This window comes from Pseudomonas sessilinigenes (assembly GCF_003850565.1).
Classification (GTDB): Bacteria; Pseudomonadota; Gammaproteobacteria; order Pseudomonadales; family Pseudomonadaceae; genus Aquipseudomonas; species Aquipseudomonas sessilinigenes.
The window spans coordinates 4,952,353-4,970,826 of record NZ_CP027706.1; the positions used below are offsets into that span (position 1 = coordinate 4,952,353).

Sequence of the window (18,474 nt, forward strand, 5' to 3'; positions counted from 1 at the left end):
CTGATGCCGCAGATCATTTTTCTGCCACATGCCGTGTTCTGCCCGGAAGGCTTGGTCGTCGACGTCGAGCCAGGGGTTTCGCTGCTTGAGGTTGCCCATGACAACCACATCGAGATCGAGAGTGCCTGTGGCGGCGTCTGTGCCTGCACTACTTGCCATTGCATCGTGCGCGAAGGGTTCGACTCGCTGAACGAAGCCGATGAGCTGGAAGAGGATCTGCTGGACAAGGCCTGGGGCCTGGAAGCCCAGTCGCGCCTGTCGTGCCAGGCTATCGTTGGCGATGAAGACCTGACCGTTGAAATTCCCAAGTACTCGCTCAACCACGCGGCCGAAGCGCCGCACTGATTCAAGGAGCCATCATGAGTCTGAAGTGGGTTGATGTACTGGAAATCGCGATCCAGCTGGCTGATTCGAAGCCGGATGTGGACCCGCGTTATGTGAACTTTGTCGATCTGCACAAGTGGGTTCTGGCATTGCCGGAGTTCAGTGACGATCCAGCTCGCGGAGGCGAGAAGGTTCTTGAAGCAATTCAGGCTGCCTGGATCGACGAAACTGACTGAATCCGCGGGCTACGCAGTTAGGCAATCCCTTTAAACCCGCGTATAATTCGCGGGTTTAATTTTTCGCTTTAATCACCGTTTCTGGAGTTACACCATGGCTGTTCAACGTACTTTCTCCATCATCAAGCCTGACGCTGTTGCAAAAAACGTTATCGGCAAGATCGTTTCCCGTTTCGAAGAAGCCGGCCTGCGCGTTGTAGCTTCGAAAATGAAGCAACTGTCCAAGGCCGAAGCCGAAGGTTTCTACGCTGAGCACAGCGAGCGTGGCTTCTTCGGCGAACTGGTTGCCTTCATGACTTCCGGTCCGGTTGTCGTTCAGGTTCTGGAAGGTGAAAACGCTATCGTTCGCAACCGCGAGCTGATGGGCGCTACCAACCCTAAAGAAGCTGCTGCCGGTACCATCCGTGCTGATTTCGCTGAGTCCATCGACGCCAACGCCGTTCACGGTTCGGACTCCGAAGCTGCCGCTGCTCGCGAAATCGCTTACTTCTTCGCAGCTACCGAGGTGACCACTCGCTAAGCCATTGGGCCAGTGAGTGAAAGGTGAAACCATGACTACATCGATCGGCAAAACTAACCTGTTGGGGCTGACTCAACCGGAAATGGAGAAATTCTTCGACTCAATCGGGGAGAAGCGTTTCCGTGCCGGTCAGGTAATGAAATGGATTCACCACTTTGGCGTCGATGATTTCGATGCCATGACGAATGTCGGCAAGGCCTTGCGCGAGAAGCTCAAGGCCGTTGCCGAGATTCGCGGTCCGGAAGTGGTCAGCGAGGACATCTCCAGCGACGGTACCCGTAAATGGGTGGTGCGCGTGGCGTCCGGCAGCTGTGTCGAGACCGTTTACATTCCCCAGGGCAAGCGCGGTACCTTGTGCGTTTCGTCCCAGGCAGGCTGTGCCCTGGATTGCAGTTTCTGCTCCACCGGCAAGCAAGGCTTCAATAGCAACCTCACTGCCGCCGAAGTCATCGGCCAGGTGTGGATTGCCAACAAATCCTTTGGCAGCGTTCCCGCGACCATCGACCGTGCCATCACCAATGTGGTGATGATGGGCATGGGCGAACCGCTGCTGAACTTCGACAACGTCATCTCGGCCATGCACCTGATGATGGACGACCTGGGCTACGGCATCTCCAAGCGCCGTGTGACCCTGTCGACCTCCGGCGTGGTACCGATGATCGATGAGCTGGCCAAGCACATTGATGTCTCCCTGGCGTTGTCCCTGCACGCTCCCAACGATGCGCTGCGCAACCAGTTGGTACCGATCAACAAGAAGTATCCGTTGAAGATGCTGCTCGAGTCGTGCCAGCGCTACATGTCGGCCCTGGGCGAAAAGCGCGTGCTGACCATTGAGTACACCCTGCTCAAGGACGTCAACGACAAGCCGGAACATGCGGCGCAGATGATCGAGTTGCTCAAGGATATTCCTTGCAAGATCAACCTGATCCCGTTCAACCCGTTCCCGCATTCCGGTTACGAACGTCCGAGCAACAACGCCATCCGACGCTTCCAGGACCAGCTGCACCACGCTGGCTTCAATGTCACTGTGCGCACCACCCGCGGCGAAGACATCGATGCCGCCTGTGGTCAGTTGGTAGGCCAGGTGCTGGATCGCACCCGTCGTAGTGAACGCTATATCGCCGTGCGCGAGCTGAGTGCCGACGCCGATATGCCGCAAAGCGCCGCGGCCCGTACCTGAGAGAGGATCTCCATGGCCTTGCGCTTAGCGCTGCTCCTGCTTGTTGCCAGCTTGTGCGCTGGCTGTGTCCTGTCGGGCGATACCAGCCCGATGGGTACCAGCAAGGGACGTGATGAGGCGCGCCAGGCTTATGTTCAGCTCGGCCTTGGGTATCTGCAACAAGGTATGGGCGAACGGGCCAAGGTTCCCTTGAAGAAGGCCCTGGAGCTCAGCCCTGCCGATGCCGATGCCAACGCGGCCCTGGCGTTGGTGTTCCAAGCCGAAATGGAGCCTGCGCTGGCCGATGCGCAATTTCGCAAGGCTCTGGAGGCAAGTCCGAAAAATGCCCGGATCCTCAATAACTACGGCAGCTTCCTGTTCGAAGAAAAACGTTATGAAGAGGCCTATCAGCGCTTCGAGCAAGCGGCGGCCGATACCCTGTACCCAGAGCGCTCCCGGGTTTTCGAGAATCTTGGGGTAGCCGCTTCGAAGCTGGGGCAGCGTGGACTGGCCCGGTTGCAGTTGTCGAAAGCCCTGCGTTTGAACCAGCAACAACCTCGCGCATTACTGGAAATGGCTGAGTTGTCTTACGAAGACAGGCATTATGTGCCCGCGCGTGATTATTACGATCGTTTTAGCCTGCTTGGCGAGCAAAATGCACGTAGTCTATTGCTCGGCACCCGGCTGGCTGTGGTGTTCGACGATCACGACAAGGCCTCCAGTTACGGTCTGCAACTAAAACGACTTTATCCCGGTACGCCGGAATATCAGCAATACCTGTCGGAGCAATGATGAAAGTGGCGCAACCCGAAGTTCAAGCAACGACTCGCGTCAATCCCGGTGAAACCTTGCGCCAGGCCCGTGAAAGCAATGGCTGGTCGCTGGCTGAGGTGGCCCACAAGCTCAATCTCACCGTGAGCTCCCTGAGCAACCTGGAAGCCGGAGCCTTCGACAAGCTCCCGGGCCACACCTTTGCCCGTGGATACATTCGTGCCTATGCCAAGTTGCTGGGCATGGACCAGGCGGTCCTGGTCCAGGCCTTCGATCAATATACCGGCACCGACTCCCAGGGTAGCGCCGTCCACGCCCTGGGCCGTATCGAAGAACCCGTACGGGTCTCCCATACCATCCTGCGGATTGTCAGCCTGCTGTTGTTGGTGGCCGTGGTCGGTGGCGGTTTCGTCTGGTGGCAGGACCAGACTGCCCAGCGTGGCAAGGAACAGGTTGCCCTGAATCCGGAGCATGTCGAAGTGGAGGGCGCCGACGGCAAGACCCAGATCCACCCTCTGGACGAGCCGGAAGACCAGGCCGTTGCCGAAGCCAAGAGCGAAGCCGACGCCAATGCCGCGCAATATGCCAATCCGCCCGCTGAGGCTCCAGCCAGCCCAGCAGCTCCAGTGGCGCCCGCTCCCGGTGCGCCTGTAGCTCCTACCCATGTTGCACCGGCACAAACCGTTGCACCGGTGGCGACCGTGCCAGCGACGCCGCTTCCGGCCCCGGCGGCTCCTGCCCCGACCACTCCTGTTGCGCCAGTCGCCGCGACCAATGCTCCGGTTCCCACTACCGCGGCTGTCGGTTCGGCCCAGGTGCAGATCCAGTTCAGCGCCGACTGCTGGACCCAGGTTAGCGACGGCAATGGCAAGATCCTGCTCAGTGCGCTCAAGCGCAAGGGTGAAGTCGTCGATGTCAGCGGCAAGCCGCCTTTCGCTGTCCGCCTGGGTTATGCCCGCGGTGCTCAAATCAGCTACAACGGTCAGGCGGTGGATATCGCCCCGTTCATCACTGGCGAGACTGCTCGCCTGAAGTTAGGTCAATAAGTCATGCACGGCGAATCTCCAATCAAACGTCGCGAGTCCCGCAAGATCTGGGTTGGCTCGGTACCGGTAGGGGGCGATGCCCCGATCGCGGTGCAGAGCATGACCAACAGCGACACCAACGACGTGGCCGCAACCGTGGCCCAGATCAACCGCCTGGAAGCCGCCGGTGTCGATATCGTGCGGGTTTCGGTCCCGGATATGGATGCCGCGGAGGCGTTCGGCCGGATCAAGCAACTGGTCAAGGTCCCACTGGTGGCCGATATTCACTTCGACTATCGGATCGCCCTGCGCGTGGCTGAGCTGGGCGTCGATTGCCTGCGTATCAACCCCGGCAACATCGGTCGAGAGGATAGAGTTCGGGCGGTGGTCGATGCGGCTCGCGACCGCGGTATCCCGATTCGTATCGGGGTCAATGCCGGTTCGCTGGAAAAGGACCTGCAAAAGAAATATGGCGAACCGACCCCCGCCGCACTGGTCGAGTCGGCACTGCGTCATGTCGAGCATCTGGAACGGCTGAATTTCCAGGACTTCAAGGTCAGTGTGAAAGCTTCCGACGTGTTCATGGCCGTCGAAGCCTACCGCTTGCTGGCCAAGGAAATCGTCCAGCCCCTGCACCTGGGCATCACCGAAGCCGGTGGATTGCGTTCAGGCACGGTGAAATCCGCCGTCGGCCTCGGTATGCTGCTGGCCGAAGGGATTGGCGATACCATTCGCATCTCGTTGGCGGCCGATCCGGTCGAGGAAGTGAAGGTCGGCTACGACATCCTCAAGTCCCTGCGCCTGCGTTCCCGTGGCATCAACTTCATCGCCTGCCCGAGCTGCTCGCGGCAGAATTTCGATGTGGTCAAGACCATGAACGAACTTGAAGGGCGCCTCGAGGACTTGCTGGTACCCATGGATGTCGCGGTGATCGGTTGTGTAGTCAACGGCCCGGGCGAAGCCAAGGAAGCCCATGTGGGGCTGACCGGTGGTACGCCGAACCTGATTTACATCGATGGCAAGCCATCGCAGAAACTGACCAATGACAACCTGGTGGATGAGCTCGAAAAGCTGATCCGGCAGAAGGCGGCCGAGAAGGTCGAAGCCGACGCAGCGCTGATCGCTCGTGGCTAACCGAACGTATTAAGGATTTTTTGTGAGCAAGTCTCTGCAAGCCATTCGTGGCATGAATGACATCCTGCCCGAGCAGACGCCCCTGTGGCGCTACTTCGAGGGTACCGTGGCGCGGTTGCTGGATAACTACGGTTACAAGCAGATCCGCATGCCTATCGTCGAATTCACCGAGCTGTTCAAGCGCTCCATCGGTGAAGTGACCGATATCGTCGAAAAAGAAATGTACACCTTCGAGGACCGCAACGGCGATTCGCTGACCCTGCGCCCGGAAGGCACCGCGGCCTGCGTGCGTGCGGCCCTGGAGCATGGCCTGACCGGCGCTGGCCAGGTGCAGAAACTCTGGTACATCGGCCCGATGTTCCGTCACGAGCGCCCACAAAAAGGTCGTTATCGCCAGTTCCACCAGATCGGCCTGGAAGTGTTCAACCTGGACGGTCCGGATATCGACGCCGAACTGATCGTGTTGACCTGGCGCCTGTGGGGCGAGCTGGGTATCCGTGATGCGGTGAAGCTCGAACTCAACAGCCTGGGTACCTCCGAGGCCCGTGCACGCTATCGCGATGCGCTGGTGGAGTTCCTTTCGGCTCGCCACGACCAGTTGGACGAAGACAGCCAGCGTCGCCTGAAGACCAACCCACTGCGGGTCCTGGATACCAAGGACCCGGGCACCCAGGCGGTGCTGGTGGATGCGCCGAAGCTGGCCGACTACCTGGATGAAGAGTCCCGGGTGCACTTCGAAGGTCTCAAGGCCCGCCTGGAAGCCGCTGGCATCCCCTACGTGATCAATCCGAAGCTGGTACGTGGCCTGGACTACTACAGCAAGACCGTCTTCGAATGGGTGACCGACAAGCTCGGTGCCCAGGGCACTGTCTGCGCAGGCGGCCGCTACGACGGCCTGGTCGAGCAGATGGGTGGCAAGCCGACCCCGGGCGTGGGTTTTGCCATGGGTATCGAGCGCCTGGTGCTGATGCTGGAGACCCTGGAGCGGGTACCGGAAGAAATTGCTCGCCAGGTGGATGTCTACCTTTGCGCCTTTGGCGAGGCAGCCGAATTGGCAGGCCTGGCCCTGAGCGAGCGGGTACGCGATCAACTGCCGAACCTGCGCCTGCAGGTCAACGCCGGCGGTGGCAGCTTCAAGAGCCAGTTCAAGAAGGCCGACAAGAGCGGTGCGTTGTATGCGCTGATCCTCGGTGACGACGAAATGGCCCAGCAAGTGGTAGGTTTCAAGCCCCTGCGTGGCCAGGGCGAACAACAAAGCATTGCCTGGGATGCACTCGCTGCGCACCTGGCCACCTGCGTCGTGCAGGGTTGAAGCTGTCAAACAGCCGATTTAGCGAATAAGGAGTATTGGGGTGTCGAGTACCGAAGATGAACAGCTGGCGGAATTGAAGGACTGGTGGCAGCGTAACGGCAAACCCCTGGTGACCGGTGGCCTGCTGGCTCTGGTCATCGTGTTCGGCTGGCAGGCCTGGCATAAATACCAAGGCAACCAGTCCCAGGGGGCTTCGGTGCTCTACCAGCAATTGCTGGAAACCACCCTGACACCTGATGGCAAACCTGACGCAGCCCGTGTTACCGACTTGGCCGGCAAGCTCAACAGCGAGTTCGGCGGTACCGCCTACGCGCAGTACGGCAGCCTGTTCGTGGCCAAGGTCGCAGTGGATACCGGCAAGCTGGACGATGCGGTTGCCCAGCTCAAGGCCGTGGCGGACAAGCCGGCGAACGCGACCCTGGGCGAAGTGGCTCGTCAACGTCTGGCCCAGGTGCTGGCGGCGCAGAACAAGGTTGATGAGGCGCTGAAACTGCTCGACGGTGACACCGACAAGGCTTTCCTGGCCACCCGTGAAGAACTCAAGGGCGATTTGCTGGTCCAGTTGGGCCGCGTCGATGAAGCCCATGCTGCATACCAAAAAGCCAAGGCGGCGCTGTCGGATGAAGCGGCTGTCGGTGGCCTACAAATCAAGCTCGACGACCTGGCCAAAGGGGATGCGTGACGTGATCCGGTGGAAACATGCAGCATTGCTGGCCCTGGCCTTGTTGGCTGTGGGTTGCAGCAGCAACAGCAAGAAAGAACTGCCACCTGCGGAGCTGGTCAGCTTCAAGGAAGAGGTCGTCCTGCAGAAGCAGTGGAGCCGTTCCATTGGTGACGGCCAGGGCGATACCTACAACATGCTGGTTCCGGCCATCGATGGCAGCACTATCTACGCCTCCGATGTCACTGGCGTAGTGGTCGCCATGGATCGCATGAACGGCGACGTCAAATGGAAGAAGGACCTCGAGCTGCCTGTGTCCGGCGCTGTGGGCGTGGGTTATGGCCTGGTCATGATCGGCACCCTGAAAGGCGAAGTGGTGGCCCTGGACACTTCCAACGGTGAAGAGAAATGGCGTGCCCGCGTCACCAGCGAAGTGCTGGCGCCGCCAGCCACCAATGGTGACGTGGTGGTAGTCCAGACCCAGGATGACCGGGTGATTGGCCTGGATGCCAGCACTGGCCACCAGCTCTGGCTCTATGACAGCACTCCAGCGGTACTGACCTTGCGGGGTACCAGTGCACCATTGGCTACCAACCGCCTGGCGCTTGCCGGCCTCTCCACCGGCAAGGTAGTGGCGCTGGACATCCGCAACGGCGTGCCGGTCTGGGAGCAGCGCGTAGCGATCCCCCAAGGCCGTTCCGAACTGGACCGGGTAGTGGATATCGACGGTGGCCTGCTGTTGTCTGGCGGTACCTTGTATGTCGCCAGCTACCAGGGGCGTGTCGTGGCCCTGGACCTGGAGAGCGGTCGCCCGCTCTGGCAGCGTGATGCTTCCAGCTATGCAGGTGTTGCCCAGGGTTTCGGTAGCGTCTACGTCAGCCTGTCCTCGGGCACCGTGGAAGGTATCGACGAGCGCTCGACCACTGCCCTGTGGAGCAATGATTCCCTGGCCCGTCGTCAATTGTCGGCCCCGGAAGTCTTCTCCAGCTACGTGGCTGTGGGTGACCTGGAAGGTTACCTGCACCTGCTGAGCCAGGTCGATGGTCGTTTCGTCGGTCGTGAGCGTATCGACAGCGATGGCCTGCGGGCCCGGCCGCTGGTGGTGGGCGACATGATCTACGTGTATGGCAACAGCGGCAAACTGGAAGCCCTGACCATCAAGTAATGGTTTGACTATGCTTGGGGTTGATTCCCCAAGCGGCCTTGTCTGGACAAGGTTCGCAGCACTTCAAGGTGCTGCCCCGAGCACCAGCCGCTGCCTCGCAGCGGCTTTTGTATTTTCGCAATTAACGCAGTGGAGAGCCGCATGGTTCCCGTAATCGCCCTGGTGGGTCGACCCAACGTCGGCAAGTCCACCTTGTTCAACCGCCTGACTCGGACTCGCGACGCCATCGTTGGCGACTTGTCCGGTCTGACCCGTGATCGCCAATACGGTGAGGCCAAGTGGCAAGGGCGTACCTATATTCTCATCGACACCGGTGGTATCTCCGGTGACGAACATGGCATGGATGAAAAGATGGCCGAGCAGTCGCTGCTGGCCATTGAAGAAGCCGACGTAGTCTTGTTCCTGGTGGACGCCAAGGCCGGGTTTACCGCAGCCGACCAGATGATCGGCGAACACCTGCGCAAACGTAACAAGACCTCCTACGTGATTGCCAACAAGGTCGACAACATCGACCCGGACATGGCTCGCGCCGAATTCGCGCCACTGGGCATGGGCGACGCGATCCCGATCGCCGGTGCCCATGGCCGCGGTATCAGCCAGATGTTGGAAATCACCCTGCGTGAATTCCCCAAGGATGACGCCGACGAGCCTGAAGAGGGTGAGGAAGAGGTCGTTGCCGAGGGCGAGGAAGCCAAGCGTATTCCTGGTCCGAGCGAGAAGGACGGGATCAAGATCGCCATTATCGGTCGTCCCAACGTCGGCAAGTCGACCCTGGTCAACCGTATGCTCGGCGAAGATCGGGTGATCGTCTACGACCAGCCCGGTACTACCCGCGACAGTATCTACATCCCGTTCGAGCGTAACGAAGAGAAGTACACGCTGATCGACACCGCCGGTGTGCGCAAGCGCGGCAAGATCCACGAGGAAGTCGAGAAGTTCTCGGTGGTCAAGACGCTGCAGGCGATCAAGGACGCCAACGTCGTGATCTTCGTCATGGACGCCCGCGAAGGCGTGGTGGACCACGACCTGAACCTGCTGGGCTTTGCCCTGGAAGCGGGGCGTGCGCTGGTGATTGCCCTGAACAAGTGGGACGGCATGCAACCCAGCGAGCGCGATTATGTGAAGACCGAGCTGGAACGCCGGCTGTTCTTCGTCGACTTCGCCGACATCCACTTCATCTCGGCATTGCATGGCACGGGTGTGGGCAACCTCTACCAGTCGGTGCAGAACTCCTTCAAGTCGGCGGTGACCCGTTGGCCGACCAGCCGCCTGACCCAGATCCTGGAAGACGCCGTGAGCGAGCACGCTCCACCGATGGTCAACAGCCGTCGGATCAAGTTGCGTTATGCCCACCTGGGTGGTGCCAACCCACCGTTGATCGTGATCCACGGCAACCAGGTGGAGAAGGTGCCCAAGTCCTATGTGCGCTACCTGGAGAACACCTACCGTCGCGTGCTGAAGCTGGTGGGCACGCCGATTCGTATCGAGTTCAAAGGCAGTGATAACCCGTACGAAGGCAACAAGAACACGCTTACCGACCGCCAGGTCAACAAGAAGCGGCGCTTGATGTCGCACCACAAGAAGGCCGATAAGAAGCGCCGGGACAAGCGTTGAGACCGTGCTTCGAGTTGCAAGCTACAAGCTGCCAGTAAAAAGCGGCAAGGGCTTGCAGCTTATGGCTTGCAGCTTGTAGCTGCGATTAAAAAGGGTCCTTGAGGGACCCTTTTTTAATCGCCGTCCTTTGGGCTATCCTCGGGACCTCCCGCGCCTTCGTAGAGCCGGGTGTTCAGCAGGGAACCCTCATGATCACCAGCAAGCTGCCGAATGTCGGCACCACCATCTTTACGCAAATGTCCCAGCTCGCGGTCGAGACCGGAGCGCTCAACCTGTCCCAGGGTTTCCCTGATTTCGACGGTCCGCAAGCGTTGCGCGATGCGCTTGCCCGACACGTCGCCAACGGCCATAACCAGTACGCTCCGATGACCGGCCTACCACTCCTGCGCCAGCAGGTAGCGGCGAAAATCGCTCGGGCTTATGGCGTCAAGGTCGATCCCGATTCTGAAGTGACCATCACCCCAGGGGCGACCCAGGCGATCTTCTGTGCAATCCAGGCAGTGATCCGCCAGGGTGATGAGGTCATCGTCTTCGATCCCAGCTATGACAGCTACGAGCCCTCTGTGGAGCTGGCAGGCGGCCGCTGTGTGCATGTGCCATTGCAACTGGGAGACTTCGCCATCGACTGGCAGAAGTTCGAGGCGGCCCTGAGTCCCCGCACACGGATGATCATCATCAATAGCCCGCACAACCCCAGTGGGGCCCTGATCAGTCGTGCCGAGCTGGACCGGTTGGCCGAGTTGATTCGTGAACGTGATATCTACCTGGTCAGTGACGAGGTCTACGAGCACCTGGTGTTCGATGCCGTGGCTCATGCCAGTGTGTTGGCTCATGAGGAGTTGTACCAGCGGGCCTTCGTGGTCAGCTCCTTTGGCAAGACCTATCATGTAACTGGCTGGAAGACCGGTTACGTTGTGGCGCCACCGGCCTTGAGTGCCGAGCTGCGCAAGGTGCATCAATATGTCAGCTTCTGTGGCGTGACACCTTTGCAGTACGCTCTTGCCGACTTCATGGCCGAGCACCCGGAACATGTCGAGGAGTTGCCTGGTTTCTACCAGGCCAAGCGTGACTTGTTCTGCGACTTGCTGAGTTCTTCTCGTTTTTCCTTCACCCGGGTGGCCGGCACTTATTTTCAACTGGTGGACTATTCACAGATTCGTCCGGACCTGAGCGATGTCGACATGGCGATCTGGATGACTCGTGAGCATGGCGTCGCGGCCATCCCGGTGTCGGTGTTCTATCAGCAGCCGCCACAGGGGCAGCGTCTGGTACGCCTGTGTTTTGCCAAGCGCGAGGAGACGCTGCGTCAGGCAGCAGAGAAACTATGCGTGATCTGAGTACGTTACCCGACCTCAACCTGGCCCTGGTCCAGACCACTCTGGCCTGGCACGATCGCCAGGCCAACCTGGAGCATTTCGAGCAACTGCTGGAGCAGGCTCGCGGTGCCGACCTGATCATCCTTCCTGAAATGTTCACCACCGGCTTCTCCATGGATTCGGCGACCCTCGCGGAAGCGGAAAACGGGCCTACCAGCAAGTGGCTGCGCTGCCAGGCGAAAAAGCTCGATGCGGTGATCACCGGTAGCGTGATCATCCAGGCCGCGGACGGCAGCCACCGCAACCGCCTGTTGTGGGCGCGTCCCGATGGTGAAGTCTGGCACTACGACAAGCGCCACCTGTTTCGCATGGCCGGTGAACATGACCATTTCACTCCCGGTGAGCGTCAGGTGCAGTTCGAACTCAAGGGATGGCGCATTCGTCCGTTGATCTGCTACGACCTGCGTTTCCCGGTCTGGAGCCGTGACGCCCAGGACACCGACCTGTTGTTGTATACCGCCAACTGGCCGGGTGCGCGGCGTTTGCACTGGAATCGCTTGTTGCCAGCCCGGGCCATTGAAAACCTGTGTTATGTCGCGGCTGTGAATCGAGTGGGTACCGATGGCAAAGGCTTCGCCTATACCGGCGACAGCCAGGTGCTGGACTTCCAGGGCGAGACCCTGCTTAGCGCCGGAGAGGCCGACGGCGTGTTCCAGGTCTGCCTGAGTACTACGGAATTGGCGGCCTACCGTGCCCGTTTCCCGGCTAACCTCGACGCCGATAGCTTCAGGTTTACCTAGTGGCCGGTGCCGAGAAGGGGTAGGCCTGCGAGGAACAAAAGGCTCAGCAGGTGATGGAGATCCTGGCGCAGACCGCCGTGACCAGCAGCACGCTGCAGGTCCTGCAGGCGGCTCTGCTGCAGGCCATGCTCAGTGTCGACGTGCATGCCTGAGCCGAGCGGCAGCCGTGAATGAATCCTGCCGGCTAAACAAAACGGCCCCGGAGAGGAGACTCTCCGGGGCCGTTTTACCAAGAGTGGCTTTTAAGCTGCCTTGGCCTGTTGCTCGCTCAACGAGCGGTTCAGGGCGCTGAACAAGGCCTTGAAGCTGGCGGTGGTGATGTTCTCGTCAATGCCCACGCCATGCACTGCCCGCTCGCCATTGACTCGCAGCTCGATATAAGCGGCGGCCTTGGCGTTGGTGCCTGCGCCAATGGCGTGTTCGTTGTAGTCCATGATCTCCACTGCAACCGGCAAGCCAGCCACCAGGGCTTCCAGGGCACCGTTGCCCTTGCCGCGCCAGTGCAGGTTGTTTTCGCCATGGCCCTTGCCCGAAACCTCAACTTCTACCGAGCTGTGGCCGTTTTCTTCCTGCAGGCGATGGCTGACCAGCGCGTAAGGCGTATTGGCCTGCAAGTACTCGCTGTGCAGCAACGCATGGATCTGCTGGGCCGTCATCTCCAGGCCAAGGCGGTCGGTTTCCCGCTGGACGACCTGGCTGAACTCGATCTGCATGCGGCGCGGCAAGCTGATGCCGTATTCCTGCTCCAGCAGGTAGGCGATACCGCCCTTGCCCGACTGGCTGTTGACACGGATCACCGCTTCATAGCTGCGGCCGATATCGGCCGGGTCGATCGGCAAGTACGGTACTTCCCACACACCATCGGATTTTTGCTGGGCAAAACCTTTGCGGATCGCATCCTGGTGGGAGCCGGAGAATGCGGTGTGGACCAAGTCGCCAACATAGGGGTGACGTGGGTGCACGGGAATCTGGTTGCACTCTTCCACTACCTTGCGCACGCCGTCGATGTCGGAGAAGTCCAACTCGGGGTCCACGCCCTGGGTGTAGAGGTTGAGCGCTACGGTGACCAGGTCGACGTTGCCGGTGCGTTCGCCGTTACCGAACAGGCAGCCCTCGACACGGTCGGCGCCGGCCATCAGGCCCAACTCGGTGGCGGCCACGCCGGTACCACGGTCGTTATGGGTATGCAGGCTGATGATCACGCTGTCACGGCGGTTGATATGGCGGCAGAACCACTCGATCTGGTCGGCGTAGATGTTCGGCGTTGCCACCTCGACAGTGGCTGGCAGGTTGAGGATCACCTTGTTGGTGGGGGTCGCGTTCCAGACTTCGACCACGGCGTCGCAGACTTCCTTGGCGAACTCCAGTTCAGTGGCGCTGAAGGTTTCCGGGGAGTATTCGAACTGCCATTGGGTTTCCGGTTGCTGGGCGGCGTATTTGACGAACAGCTTGGCCGCATTCACCGCGATTTCCTTCACCCCGGCCTTGTCCTGGTTGAAGACAATGCGGCGGAACGATGGGCTGGTGGCGTTGTACAGGTGGACGATGGCCTTCTTCGCGCCGCGCAAGGATTCGAAGGTACGGGCAATCAGGTCTTCACGGGCCTGGGTCAGCACCTGGATGGTGGTGTCGTCGGGAATATGCTTGTCTTCGATCAGGGTCCGCACGAAGTCGAAGTCGGTTTGCGAAGCGGCGGGGAACGAAGCTTCGATTTCCTTCACACCGACAGCCACCAGGGTCTTCCAGAAACGCAGTTTCTTGACCGCATCCATCGGTTCGATCAGCGACTGGTTGCCATCACGCAGGTCGGAACTGCACCAGATCGGCGCGCTGGTGATGGTCTTCGACGGCCAGGTGCGGTCCGGCAAATTGATGGTCGGGAACGCGCGGTACTTGGAAGACGGGTCTTTGAGCATGGTCATGGCGAAATCCTTATGTTCCGGGCCGAAGAGAGGCGGCCTGCCGGTGAGTCAAGAATGCAAATGTTGACGCAGGGGGATGAGGCACCGCGGTTCAGCCTGGCAGTCGTGCGCTGACGAGGCAGAGGCTCCGGTGTTGACGACGCTGAATGAGGGTGTGAGAGGTTTTCATGTGCTCAACCCTAACCACTGGGTTCGGAGATGGCAAGCAATGGGAAAAAATTGAGAGGAATACTCGTAATTTGGTTATTTGCGAGATTTTATTCTTTAGAACGTGCTTTGTCTTTTCAGGTATTGCGCAGCCATGGCTGGCTGCGCAATCTGTCGGTTTGGGTGTTTTGCCGGGGCGGCTGCTGGAAACCGCTGTGGGGGAGGGCGTTTCAGGGTTGGAACGCACCGATGAAGATCGCCGGATCGACCCGGGCGTCGTTCAGGCTGATGTTCCAATGCATGTGCGGTCCGGTGGCTCGGCCAGTGGAGCCGACCTTGCCCACGACTGCCCCGCGAGCCAGGGATTGGCCGACCTTCACATCGATCTTCGACATATGACAGAACATGCTGATGAAACCCTGGCCATGGTCGACGAACACGGTATTGCCATTGAAGAAGTAATTACCGGTGAGGATTACCTTGCCTGCGGCCGGCGTCTTGATTGGTGTACCAGCTCCAACGGCGAAGTCCAGGCCCGAGTGCGGGTTGCGTTCTTCGCCGTTGAAGAAGCGACGTACGCCAAACTTGCTCGACAGCGGCCCGTTCACGGGCTTGTCCAGCAGCAGGTTGCTTGGGGTATTGGGGCTAAAGCTGCGATAGGCGCGCAGTTGTTCGGCCAGCTCGGCGTCGATGCGCTTCAGGTCCGCGGGGTTGGGATTCACCTGGCGCTGGTTCTTCAGGGTGATGTGCTGCTCCGGGTACTTCTTGCTGCCGACCACGAAGCTCAGGCTACGGCCGGCGCTGGTGATCTGCTGGTTGCCAGGCTTGGCCGTCAGCGCAATACCGACGATCGCCAACCAGTTGGCCTGTTCCTTCACCACCAGCACCGGCTTGCCCTGGTAGCTGGCCTTGGGCGCCTGGGTGGCTTGGCCCAGGTCGATCACTGCCACGCCGCCGGGCACGGGTTTGTTCAACAGGCGGGTGATATAGCTGTCGGCGTGGGCGTTGAAAGCCAGGCACAGCAACAGTAGGGAGCAAATAAAGCGCGGCATGGATCAGTCCAGTAAAGAAAGGGTGACAGGCGTCAGGTGGTTGTCTTCGACCCGCACTTGCAGTTCGCCTTCGCCCAGGCGGGCCGTGAGGCGTTGGCCATTACGGGTTTGCGTGGCGCTGCGGATAGCCTGCCCACGCTCATCCAGGAGAATGCTGTAGCCACGGCCCAATGTGGCCAGGGGGCTGACTACATGCAAAGTCTGCATCTGGCTCTGCAGTTGCAGGCGGCGGGCCTTCAGGCCTTCGCCCATGGCCCGGGGCAGGCGTTCGGCCAGGCTATCCAGGCGTTGGCGCAACAGCGCCAGGTTGCGTCCGGGATGTTGGGCGCTGAGGCGGGTTTCCAGGCGGGCCAGGCGTTCACGGCGAGTATTCAGGCTGCGCTCGAAAGCCCGGCGCAGGCGCATGTCCAGGTCGTCCAGGCGCTGTGCCTGCTGGCGCAACCGCTCGCCCGGATGGCGCAGGCGCCGGGCCAGGCCATCCAGGCGCAGGCGCTCGCGCAGCAAGCGGTCGCGCATGCGCATCATCAGGCGGCGGTGCAGGCTGTCGACCCGCCGTTGCAGGTCGCTGGAATCCGGGGCCAGCAACTCGGCGGCGGCCGAGGGCGTGGGCGCGCGGACATCGGCTACGAAATCGCTGATGGACACGTCGGTTTCATGGCCGACGGCGCTGACGATCGGTGTCACGCAGTTGGCTACGGCCCGAGCTACCGGCTCCTCGTTGAAGCACCAGAGGTCTTCCAGGGAGCCGCCGCCACGGGCCAGGATCAAGGCGTCGAAGCCTCGGGCATCGGCCAGTTGCAGGGCCCGGACGATCTGCGCCGTGGCTTCGCGGCCTTGTACTGCGGTAGGGATCAAGGTCAGCGAGACTTGAGGCGCGCGGCGGCGGAAGACGCTGATGATGTCGCGAATCACCGCTCCGGTGGGCGAACTGATGATGCCAATCCGCTGGGGATGGGCCGGCAGCGGACGCTTGCGCTCGGCACTGAACAGGCCCTCGGCACTGAGCTTGTCCTTCAAGGCCTCGAAGGCCAGGCGCAAGGCACCGTCGCCGGCCGGCTCCACGGTATCGAGGATCAGCTGGTAGTCGCCGCGTCCCTCGAACAGCGAGACTTTGCCCCGGACCTTGACCGCCAGGCCGTCCTTGAGTGCCTGGCGCACCCGCGCGGCGTTCTGCCGGAACAGCGCGCAGCGCACCTGGGCGCCACTGTCCTTGAGGGTGAAGTACACGTGGCCGGAAGCCGGACGGGCGAGGTTGGAGATCTCGCCCTCGACCCAGATATTGCTGAACACGTCCTCGAGCAGCACCCGGGCGCGGCCGTTGAGCTGGGTGACGGTGAGGACCTCGCGGTCCAGTCCGAGTCGTGCAAAGGGATCTTTAATCATGGGGCGCAGTTTAAAGGGCTGTTTCCCAATGGGCCAAGGCAAATTGCTTACAGGTAGTCGCGAAAATACTTAACGAATTGTGCCACCAATGGTGTCGGATCCTGACGGCAGGCGAGGGCGATGACGCTCTGGCAATCGCCATCGGCCAGGGGCAGGAAATGAATGTTGGCCGGAGCGATGTCCTGCATCGACTCAGGGAGCAGGGCGATGCCGAAACCGGCCTGGATCAGCTGCAACTGGGTGGTCTTGCGCGACATCACCCGCGCCGCCTTGGGAAAGAAGCCCTGGCGCATGCATAACTCGGCCGACAGGTAGCTCAAGCCGCCCCGCTGGGGATGGGGGATGGAGATAAAGGCTTCGTCGCGCAGCTGCGCCAGGTCGACCCCCTTGGCCGGTGGGTCGAGCGCCAGTGGGTGCGCCGGAGGCAATGCCACCAGCAAGGGTTCGCTGAACAACGGGATGACCTGTACGCCTTCGCGTTGGCGCAACACTGGCAGGCGCAACAGGCCGACGTCCAGGCGGCCCTCGGCCAGTTCCTCCAACTGCGCTTCGGAGGACAGCTTGACGATGTCCATCGAGGCTCCGGGGCATTGCTGTAGATAGTGGCTGATTCCCCGTAGCAGGCGCCCGCTCATGGGCACGGTGCTGGAATGGCTCAGGCGCAGGGTCCCCAGTTGCCCCTGGCCGACCTGGGTCGCCAGCTCGCCGGCCTTGTGCAGTTCGGTCAGCAGGTTGCGGGCCTTGGGGAAGAACGCTTCACCGGCGGCCGTCAGGCGCGGCAGGCGTGCGGTGCGCTCGAACAGCGGGGTTTGCAGCAGGCCTTCCAGTTCCTTGATCTGCCGGCTCAGGGCCGACTGGGCGACGAACAGGCGTTCTGCCGCAGCGCTGAAGCTGCCGCATTCGGCGATTTCCACGAAGTAACGCAGTTGACGGGTTGAAATCACAAGTCATGCCTTTTTGCGATGAGTGGGCGGCTTCGACGATATTAGTCGCAAGGCTCGCCTATGGCTAAAGTCGTGGGATACAAGGTCGAGGATGTGGCAGTAATGAGTCTTTTCGTTGAAGGATTGAACCAGTGGGCATTCGGGCCAGGTGCCTGGCTGGCGATCGGCTTGGGCATTGCCCTGGCCTACATCGTGTTCGGTATCGCCGGTTTCGGCACGGCCCTGGTGGCCGGGCCGATCCTGATCCTGTTCATGCCCCTGTCGAAGATCGTGCCGTTGCTGGTGCTGCTGGATTTCATCGCCGCCTTCGGCAACCTCTTGCCCTCGCGCAAGGACGTGGCCAAACCCGAATTGCTGCGCCTGCTGCCGTGCATGGCCGTGGGTTGCACCCTGGGGGTGATCTTCCTGCTCAACCTCAAGTCCGATGTGTTGTTGCTGCTGATGGGGATGTTTATTTGTACCTATGCCATCTACTCCCTCTGGGTGAGGGCCCGTCCGGCGCAGATGGCGGCCGGCTGGTCGGTGCCGATGGGTATCGTGGGCGGCCTGTTCGGTGCCTTGTTCGGCAGTGGCGGCTTCCTTTATGCGATCTACCTGAACAGCCGGTTGCCCAAGGACCCGGCCCGGGCGACCCAGAGCGCGCTGATCAGTTGCAGCACCGTGGTACGCCTGAGCCTGTTCGCCCTGGCCGGGGTCTACGCCGAACTGCCGCTGCTGTTGCTGGCACTGTGCTTGTTGCCGGCCATGGCGTTGGGGTTGTGGATTGGCCGGCGCTTGGCGATGAAACTGTCCCGGGAAACCTTCGTGCGCCTGGTGACCTGGCTGGTATTGGCCAGTGGCATTGCCCTGATCGGCCGTTACTTGAGCGCTTGACCTGCAAGGATCAGGGATTAAGCTGCCGGCCCTCGGCGCTGCTCGTCGCCGAACCGGCTTCTACACTTGGGTGATGGGGTCGGCTCGCCGGCGCTGCGTTTTCCCTGTCCCTCGAC

Annotated in this window: 18 protein-coding genes; 14 read left to right on the forward strand and 4 right to left on the reverse strand. The window is 60.9% G+C overall.

Features of this window, described 5'->3' with window-relative positions; genetic code table 11:
• The first annotated feature begins 3 nt into the window (after positions 1-3).
• The 13 genes from fdx (at position 4) to C4K39_RS23155 (ending at position 12,037) form a co-directional block, all read left to right on the forward strand.
• Complete coding sequence (gene fdx, locus C4K39_RS23095) at positions 4-345, forward strand: ISC system 2Fe-2S type ferredoxin (protein ID WP_068584733.1); 342 nt, start codon at positions 4-6, stop codon at positions 343-345.
• A 14-nt stretch (positions 346-359) separates the two neighbouring features.
• Positions 360-560 carry a Fe-S cluster assembly protein IscX gene (gene iscX, locus C4K39_RS23100; protein WP_022640701.1) on the forward strand — a complete coding sequence of 67 codons (201 nt, stop codon included), beginning with the start codon at positions 360-362 and terminating at the stop codon, positions 558-560.
• A gap of 94 nt (positions 561-654) precedes the next feature.
• Entirely contained in the window at positions 655-1,080 is a 426-nt protein-coding gene (gene ndk, locus C4K39_RS23105) for a nucleoside-diphosphate kinase (protein ID WP_068584736.1), read from the forward strand.
• A gap of 31 nt (positions 1,081-1,111) precedes the next feature.
• Positions 1,112-2,260: a dual-specificity RNA methyltransferase RlmN gene (rlmN, locus tag C4K39_RS23110; protein ID WP_124347494.1), complete on the forward strand. Its 1,149-nt coding sequence runs from the start codon at positions 1,112-1,114 to the stop codon at positions 2,258-2,260.
• Positions 2,261-2,272: 12 nt separating this feature from the next.
• Positions 2,273-3,031 carry a type IV pilus biogenesis/stability protein PilW gene (gene pilW, locus C4K39_RS23115; RefSeq protein ID WP_068584742.1) on the forward strand — a complete coding sequence of 253 codons (759 nt, stop codon included), beginning with the start codon at positions 2,273-2,275 and terminating at the stop codon, positions 3,029-3,031.
• A complete protein-coding gene (locus C4K39_RS23120; protein WP_068584753.1) occupies positions 3,031-4,056 on the forward strand; it encodes a RodZ domain-containing protein in 1,026 nt (341 codons plus the stop codon). The genes pilW and C4K39_RS23120 overlap by 1 nt, the downstream gene beginning before the upstream one ends.
• 3 nt (positions 4,057-4,059) lie before the next feature.
• Positions 4,060-5,169, forward strand: coding sequence for a flavodoxin-dependent (E)-4-hydroxy-3-methylbut-2-enyl-diphosphate synthase (gene ispG / locus C4K39_RS23125; RefSeq protein WP_124347495.1), 1,110 nt, complete (start codon positions 4,060-4,062; stop codon positions 5,167-5,169).
• A gap of 22 nt (positions 5,170-5,191) precedes the next feature.
• On the forward strand, positions 5,192-6,481 hold the full coding sequence (hisS, locus tag C4K39_RS23130) for a histidine--tRNA ligase (protein ID WP_068584757.1): 1,290 nt from the start codon (positions 5,192-5,194) through the stop codon (positions 6,479-6,481).
• A gap of 40 nt (positions 6,482-6,521) precedes the next feature.
• On the forward strand, positions 6,522-7,163 hold the full coding sequence (locus tag C4K39_RS23135; RefSeq protein WP_068584760.1) for a tetratricopeptide repeat protein: 642 nt from the start codon (positions 6,522-6,524) through the stop codon (positions 7,161-7,163).
• On the forward strand, positions 7,156-8,307 hold the full coding sequence (gene bamB, locus C4K39_RS23140) for an outer membrane protein assembly factor BamB (RefSeq protein WP_124347496.1): 1,152 nt from the start codon (positions 7,156-7,158) through the stop codon (positions 8,305-8,307). Before C4K39_RS23135 ends, bamB begins: the two co-directional genes overlap by 8 nt.
• A 141-nt stretch (positions 8,308-8,448) precedes the next feature.
• Complete coding sequence (gene der / locus C4K39_RS23145) at positions 8,449-9,921, forward strand: ribosome biogenesis GTPase Der (protein ID WP_068584764.1); 1,473 nt, start codon at positions 8,449-8,451, stop codon at positions 9,919-9,921.
• Between the two features lie 188 nt (positions 9,922-10,109).
• Entirely contained in the window at positions 10,110-11,258 is a 1,149-nt protein-coding gene (locus C4K39_RS23150; RefSeq protein ID WP_124347497.1) for a pyridoxal phosphate-dependent aminotransferase, read from the forward strand.
• A complete protein-coding gene (locus C4K39_RS23155; RefSeq protein WP_068584766.1) occupies positions 11,246-12,037 on the forward strand; it encodes an amidohydrolase in 792 nt (263 codons plus the stop codon). Before C4K39_RS23150 ends, C4K39_RS23155 begins: the two co-directional genes overlap by 13 nt.
• A gap of 242 nt (positions 12,038-12,279) precedes the next feature.
• Here C4K39_RS23155 and leuA read toward each other — a convergent pair whose 3' ends face one another.
• The 4 genes from leuA to C4K39_RS23175 all read right to left on the reverse strand — a co-directional run bounded on the left by leuA (position 12,280) and on the right by C4K39_RS23175 (position 17,485).
• A complete protein-coding gene (leuA, locus tag C4K39_RS23160) occupies positions 12,280-13,959 on the reverse strand; it encodes a 2-isopropylmalate synthase (RefSeq protein ID WP_124347498.1) in 1,680 nt (559 codons plus the stop codon).
• Positions 13,960-14,336: 377 nt separating this feature from the next.
• Entirely contained in the window at positions 14,337-15,158 is an 822-nt protein-coding gene (locus tag C4K39_RS23165) for a M23 family metallopeptidase (RefSeq protein WP_068584769.1), read from the reverse strand.
• Between the two features lie 3 nt (positions 15,159-15,161).
• On the reverse strand, positions 15,162-16,541 hold the full coding sequence (gene xseA, locus C4K39_RS23170; RefSeq protein ID WP_124347499.1) for an exodeoxyribonuclease VII large subunit: 1,380 nt from the start codon (positions 16,539-16,541) through the stop codon (positions 15,162-15,164).
• Between the two features lie 47 nt (positions 16,542-16,588).
• Positions 16,589-17,485 carry a LysR family transcriptional regulator gene (locus C4K39_RS23175; RefSeq protein ID WP_124347500.1) on the reverse strand — a complete coding sequence of 299 codons (897 nt, stop codon included), beginning with the start codon at positions 17,483-17,485 and terminating at the stop codon, positions 16,589-16,591.
• A 102-nt stretch (positions 17,486-17,587) separates the two neighbouring features.
• On the opposite strand from C4K39_RS23175, the gene C4K39_RS23180 reads away from it, so the two are divergent.
• A complete protein-coding gene (locus C4K39_RS23180) occupies positions 17,588-18,358 on the forward strand; it encodes a sulfite exporter TauE/SafE family protein (protein ID WP_124347501.1) in 771 nt (256 codons plus the stop codon).
• Positions 18,359-18,474 lie beyond the last annotated feature (116 nt).

Excerpts from the sequence above, each read along its gene's own strand:
- fdx (WP_068584733.1), top strand. The coding sequence starts at position 4 with ATGCCGCAGATCATTTTTCTGCCACATGCCGTGTTCTGCCCGGAAGGC.
- iscX (WP_022640701.1), top strand. The coding sequence starts at position 360 with ATGAGTCTGAAGTGGGTTGATGTACTGGAAATCGCGATCCAGCTGGCT.
- ndk (WP_068584736.1), top strand. The coding sequence starts at position 655 with ATGGCTGTTCAACGTACTTTCTCCATCATCAAGCCTGACGCTGTTGCA.
- rlmN (WP_124347494.1), top strand. The coding sequence starts at position 1,112 with ATGACTACATCGATCGGCAAAACTAACCTGTTGGGGCTGACTCAACCG.
- pilW (WP_068584742.1), top strand. The coding sequence starts at position 2,273 with ATGGCCTTGCGCTTAGCGCTGCTCCTGCTTGTTGCCAGCTTGTGCGCT.
- C4K39_RS23120 (WP_068584753.1), top strand. The coding sequence starts at position 3,031 with ATGAAAGTGGCGCAACCCGAAGTTCAAGCAACGACTCGCGTCAATCCC.
- ispG (WP_124347495.1), top strand. The coding sequence starts at position 4,060 with ATGCACGGCGAATCTCCAATCAAACGTCGCGAGTCCCGCAAGATCTGG.
- bamB (WP_124347496.1), top strand. The coding sequence starts at position 7,156 with ATGCGTGACGTGATCCGGTGGAAACATGCAGCATTGCTGGCCCTGGCC.
- der (WP_068584764.1), top strand. The coding sequence starts at position 8,449 with ATGGTTCCCGTAATCGCCCTGGTGGGTCGACCCAACGTCGGCAAGTCC.
- C4K39_RS23150 (WP_124347497.1), top strand. The coding sequence starts at position 10,110 with ATGATCACCAGCAAGCTGCCGAATGTCGGCACCACCATCTTTACGCAA.
- C4K39_RS23155 (WP_068584766.1), top strand. The coding sequence starts at position 11,246 with ATGCGTGATCTGAGTACGTTACCCGACCTCAACCTGGCCCTGGTCCAG.
- leuA (WP_124347498.1), bottom strand. The coding sequence starts at position 13,959 with ATGACCATGCTCAAAGACCCGTCTTCCAAGTACCGCGCGTTCCCGACC.
- C4K39_RS23165 (WP_068584769.1), bottom strand. The coding sequence starts at position 15,158 with ATGCCGCGCTTTATTTGCTCCCTACTGTTGCTGTGCCTGGCTTTCAAC.
- xseA (WP_124347499.1), bottom strand. The coding sequence starts at position 16,541 with ATGATTAAAGATCCCTTTGCACGACTCGGACTGGACCGCGAGGTCCTC.
- C4K39_RS23180 (WP_124347501.1), top strand. The coding sequence starts at position 17,588 with ATGAGTCTTTTCGTTGAAGGATTGAACCAGTGGGCATTCGGGCCAGGT.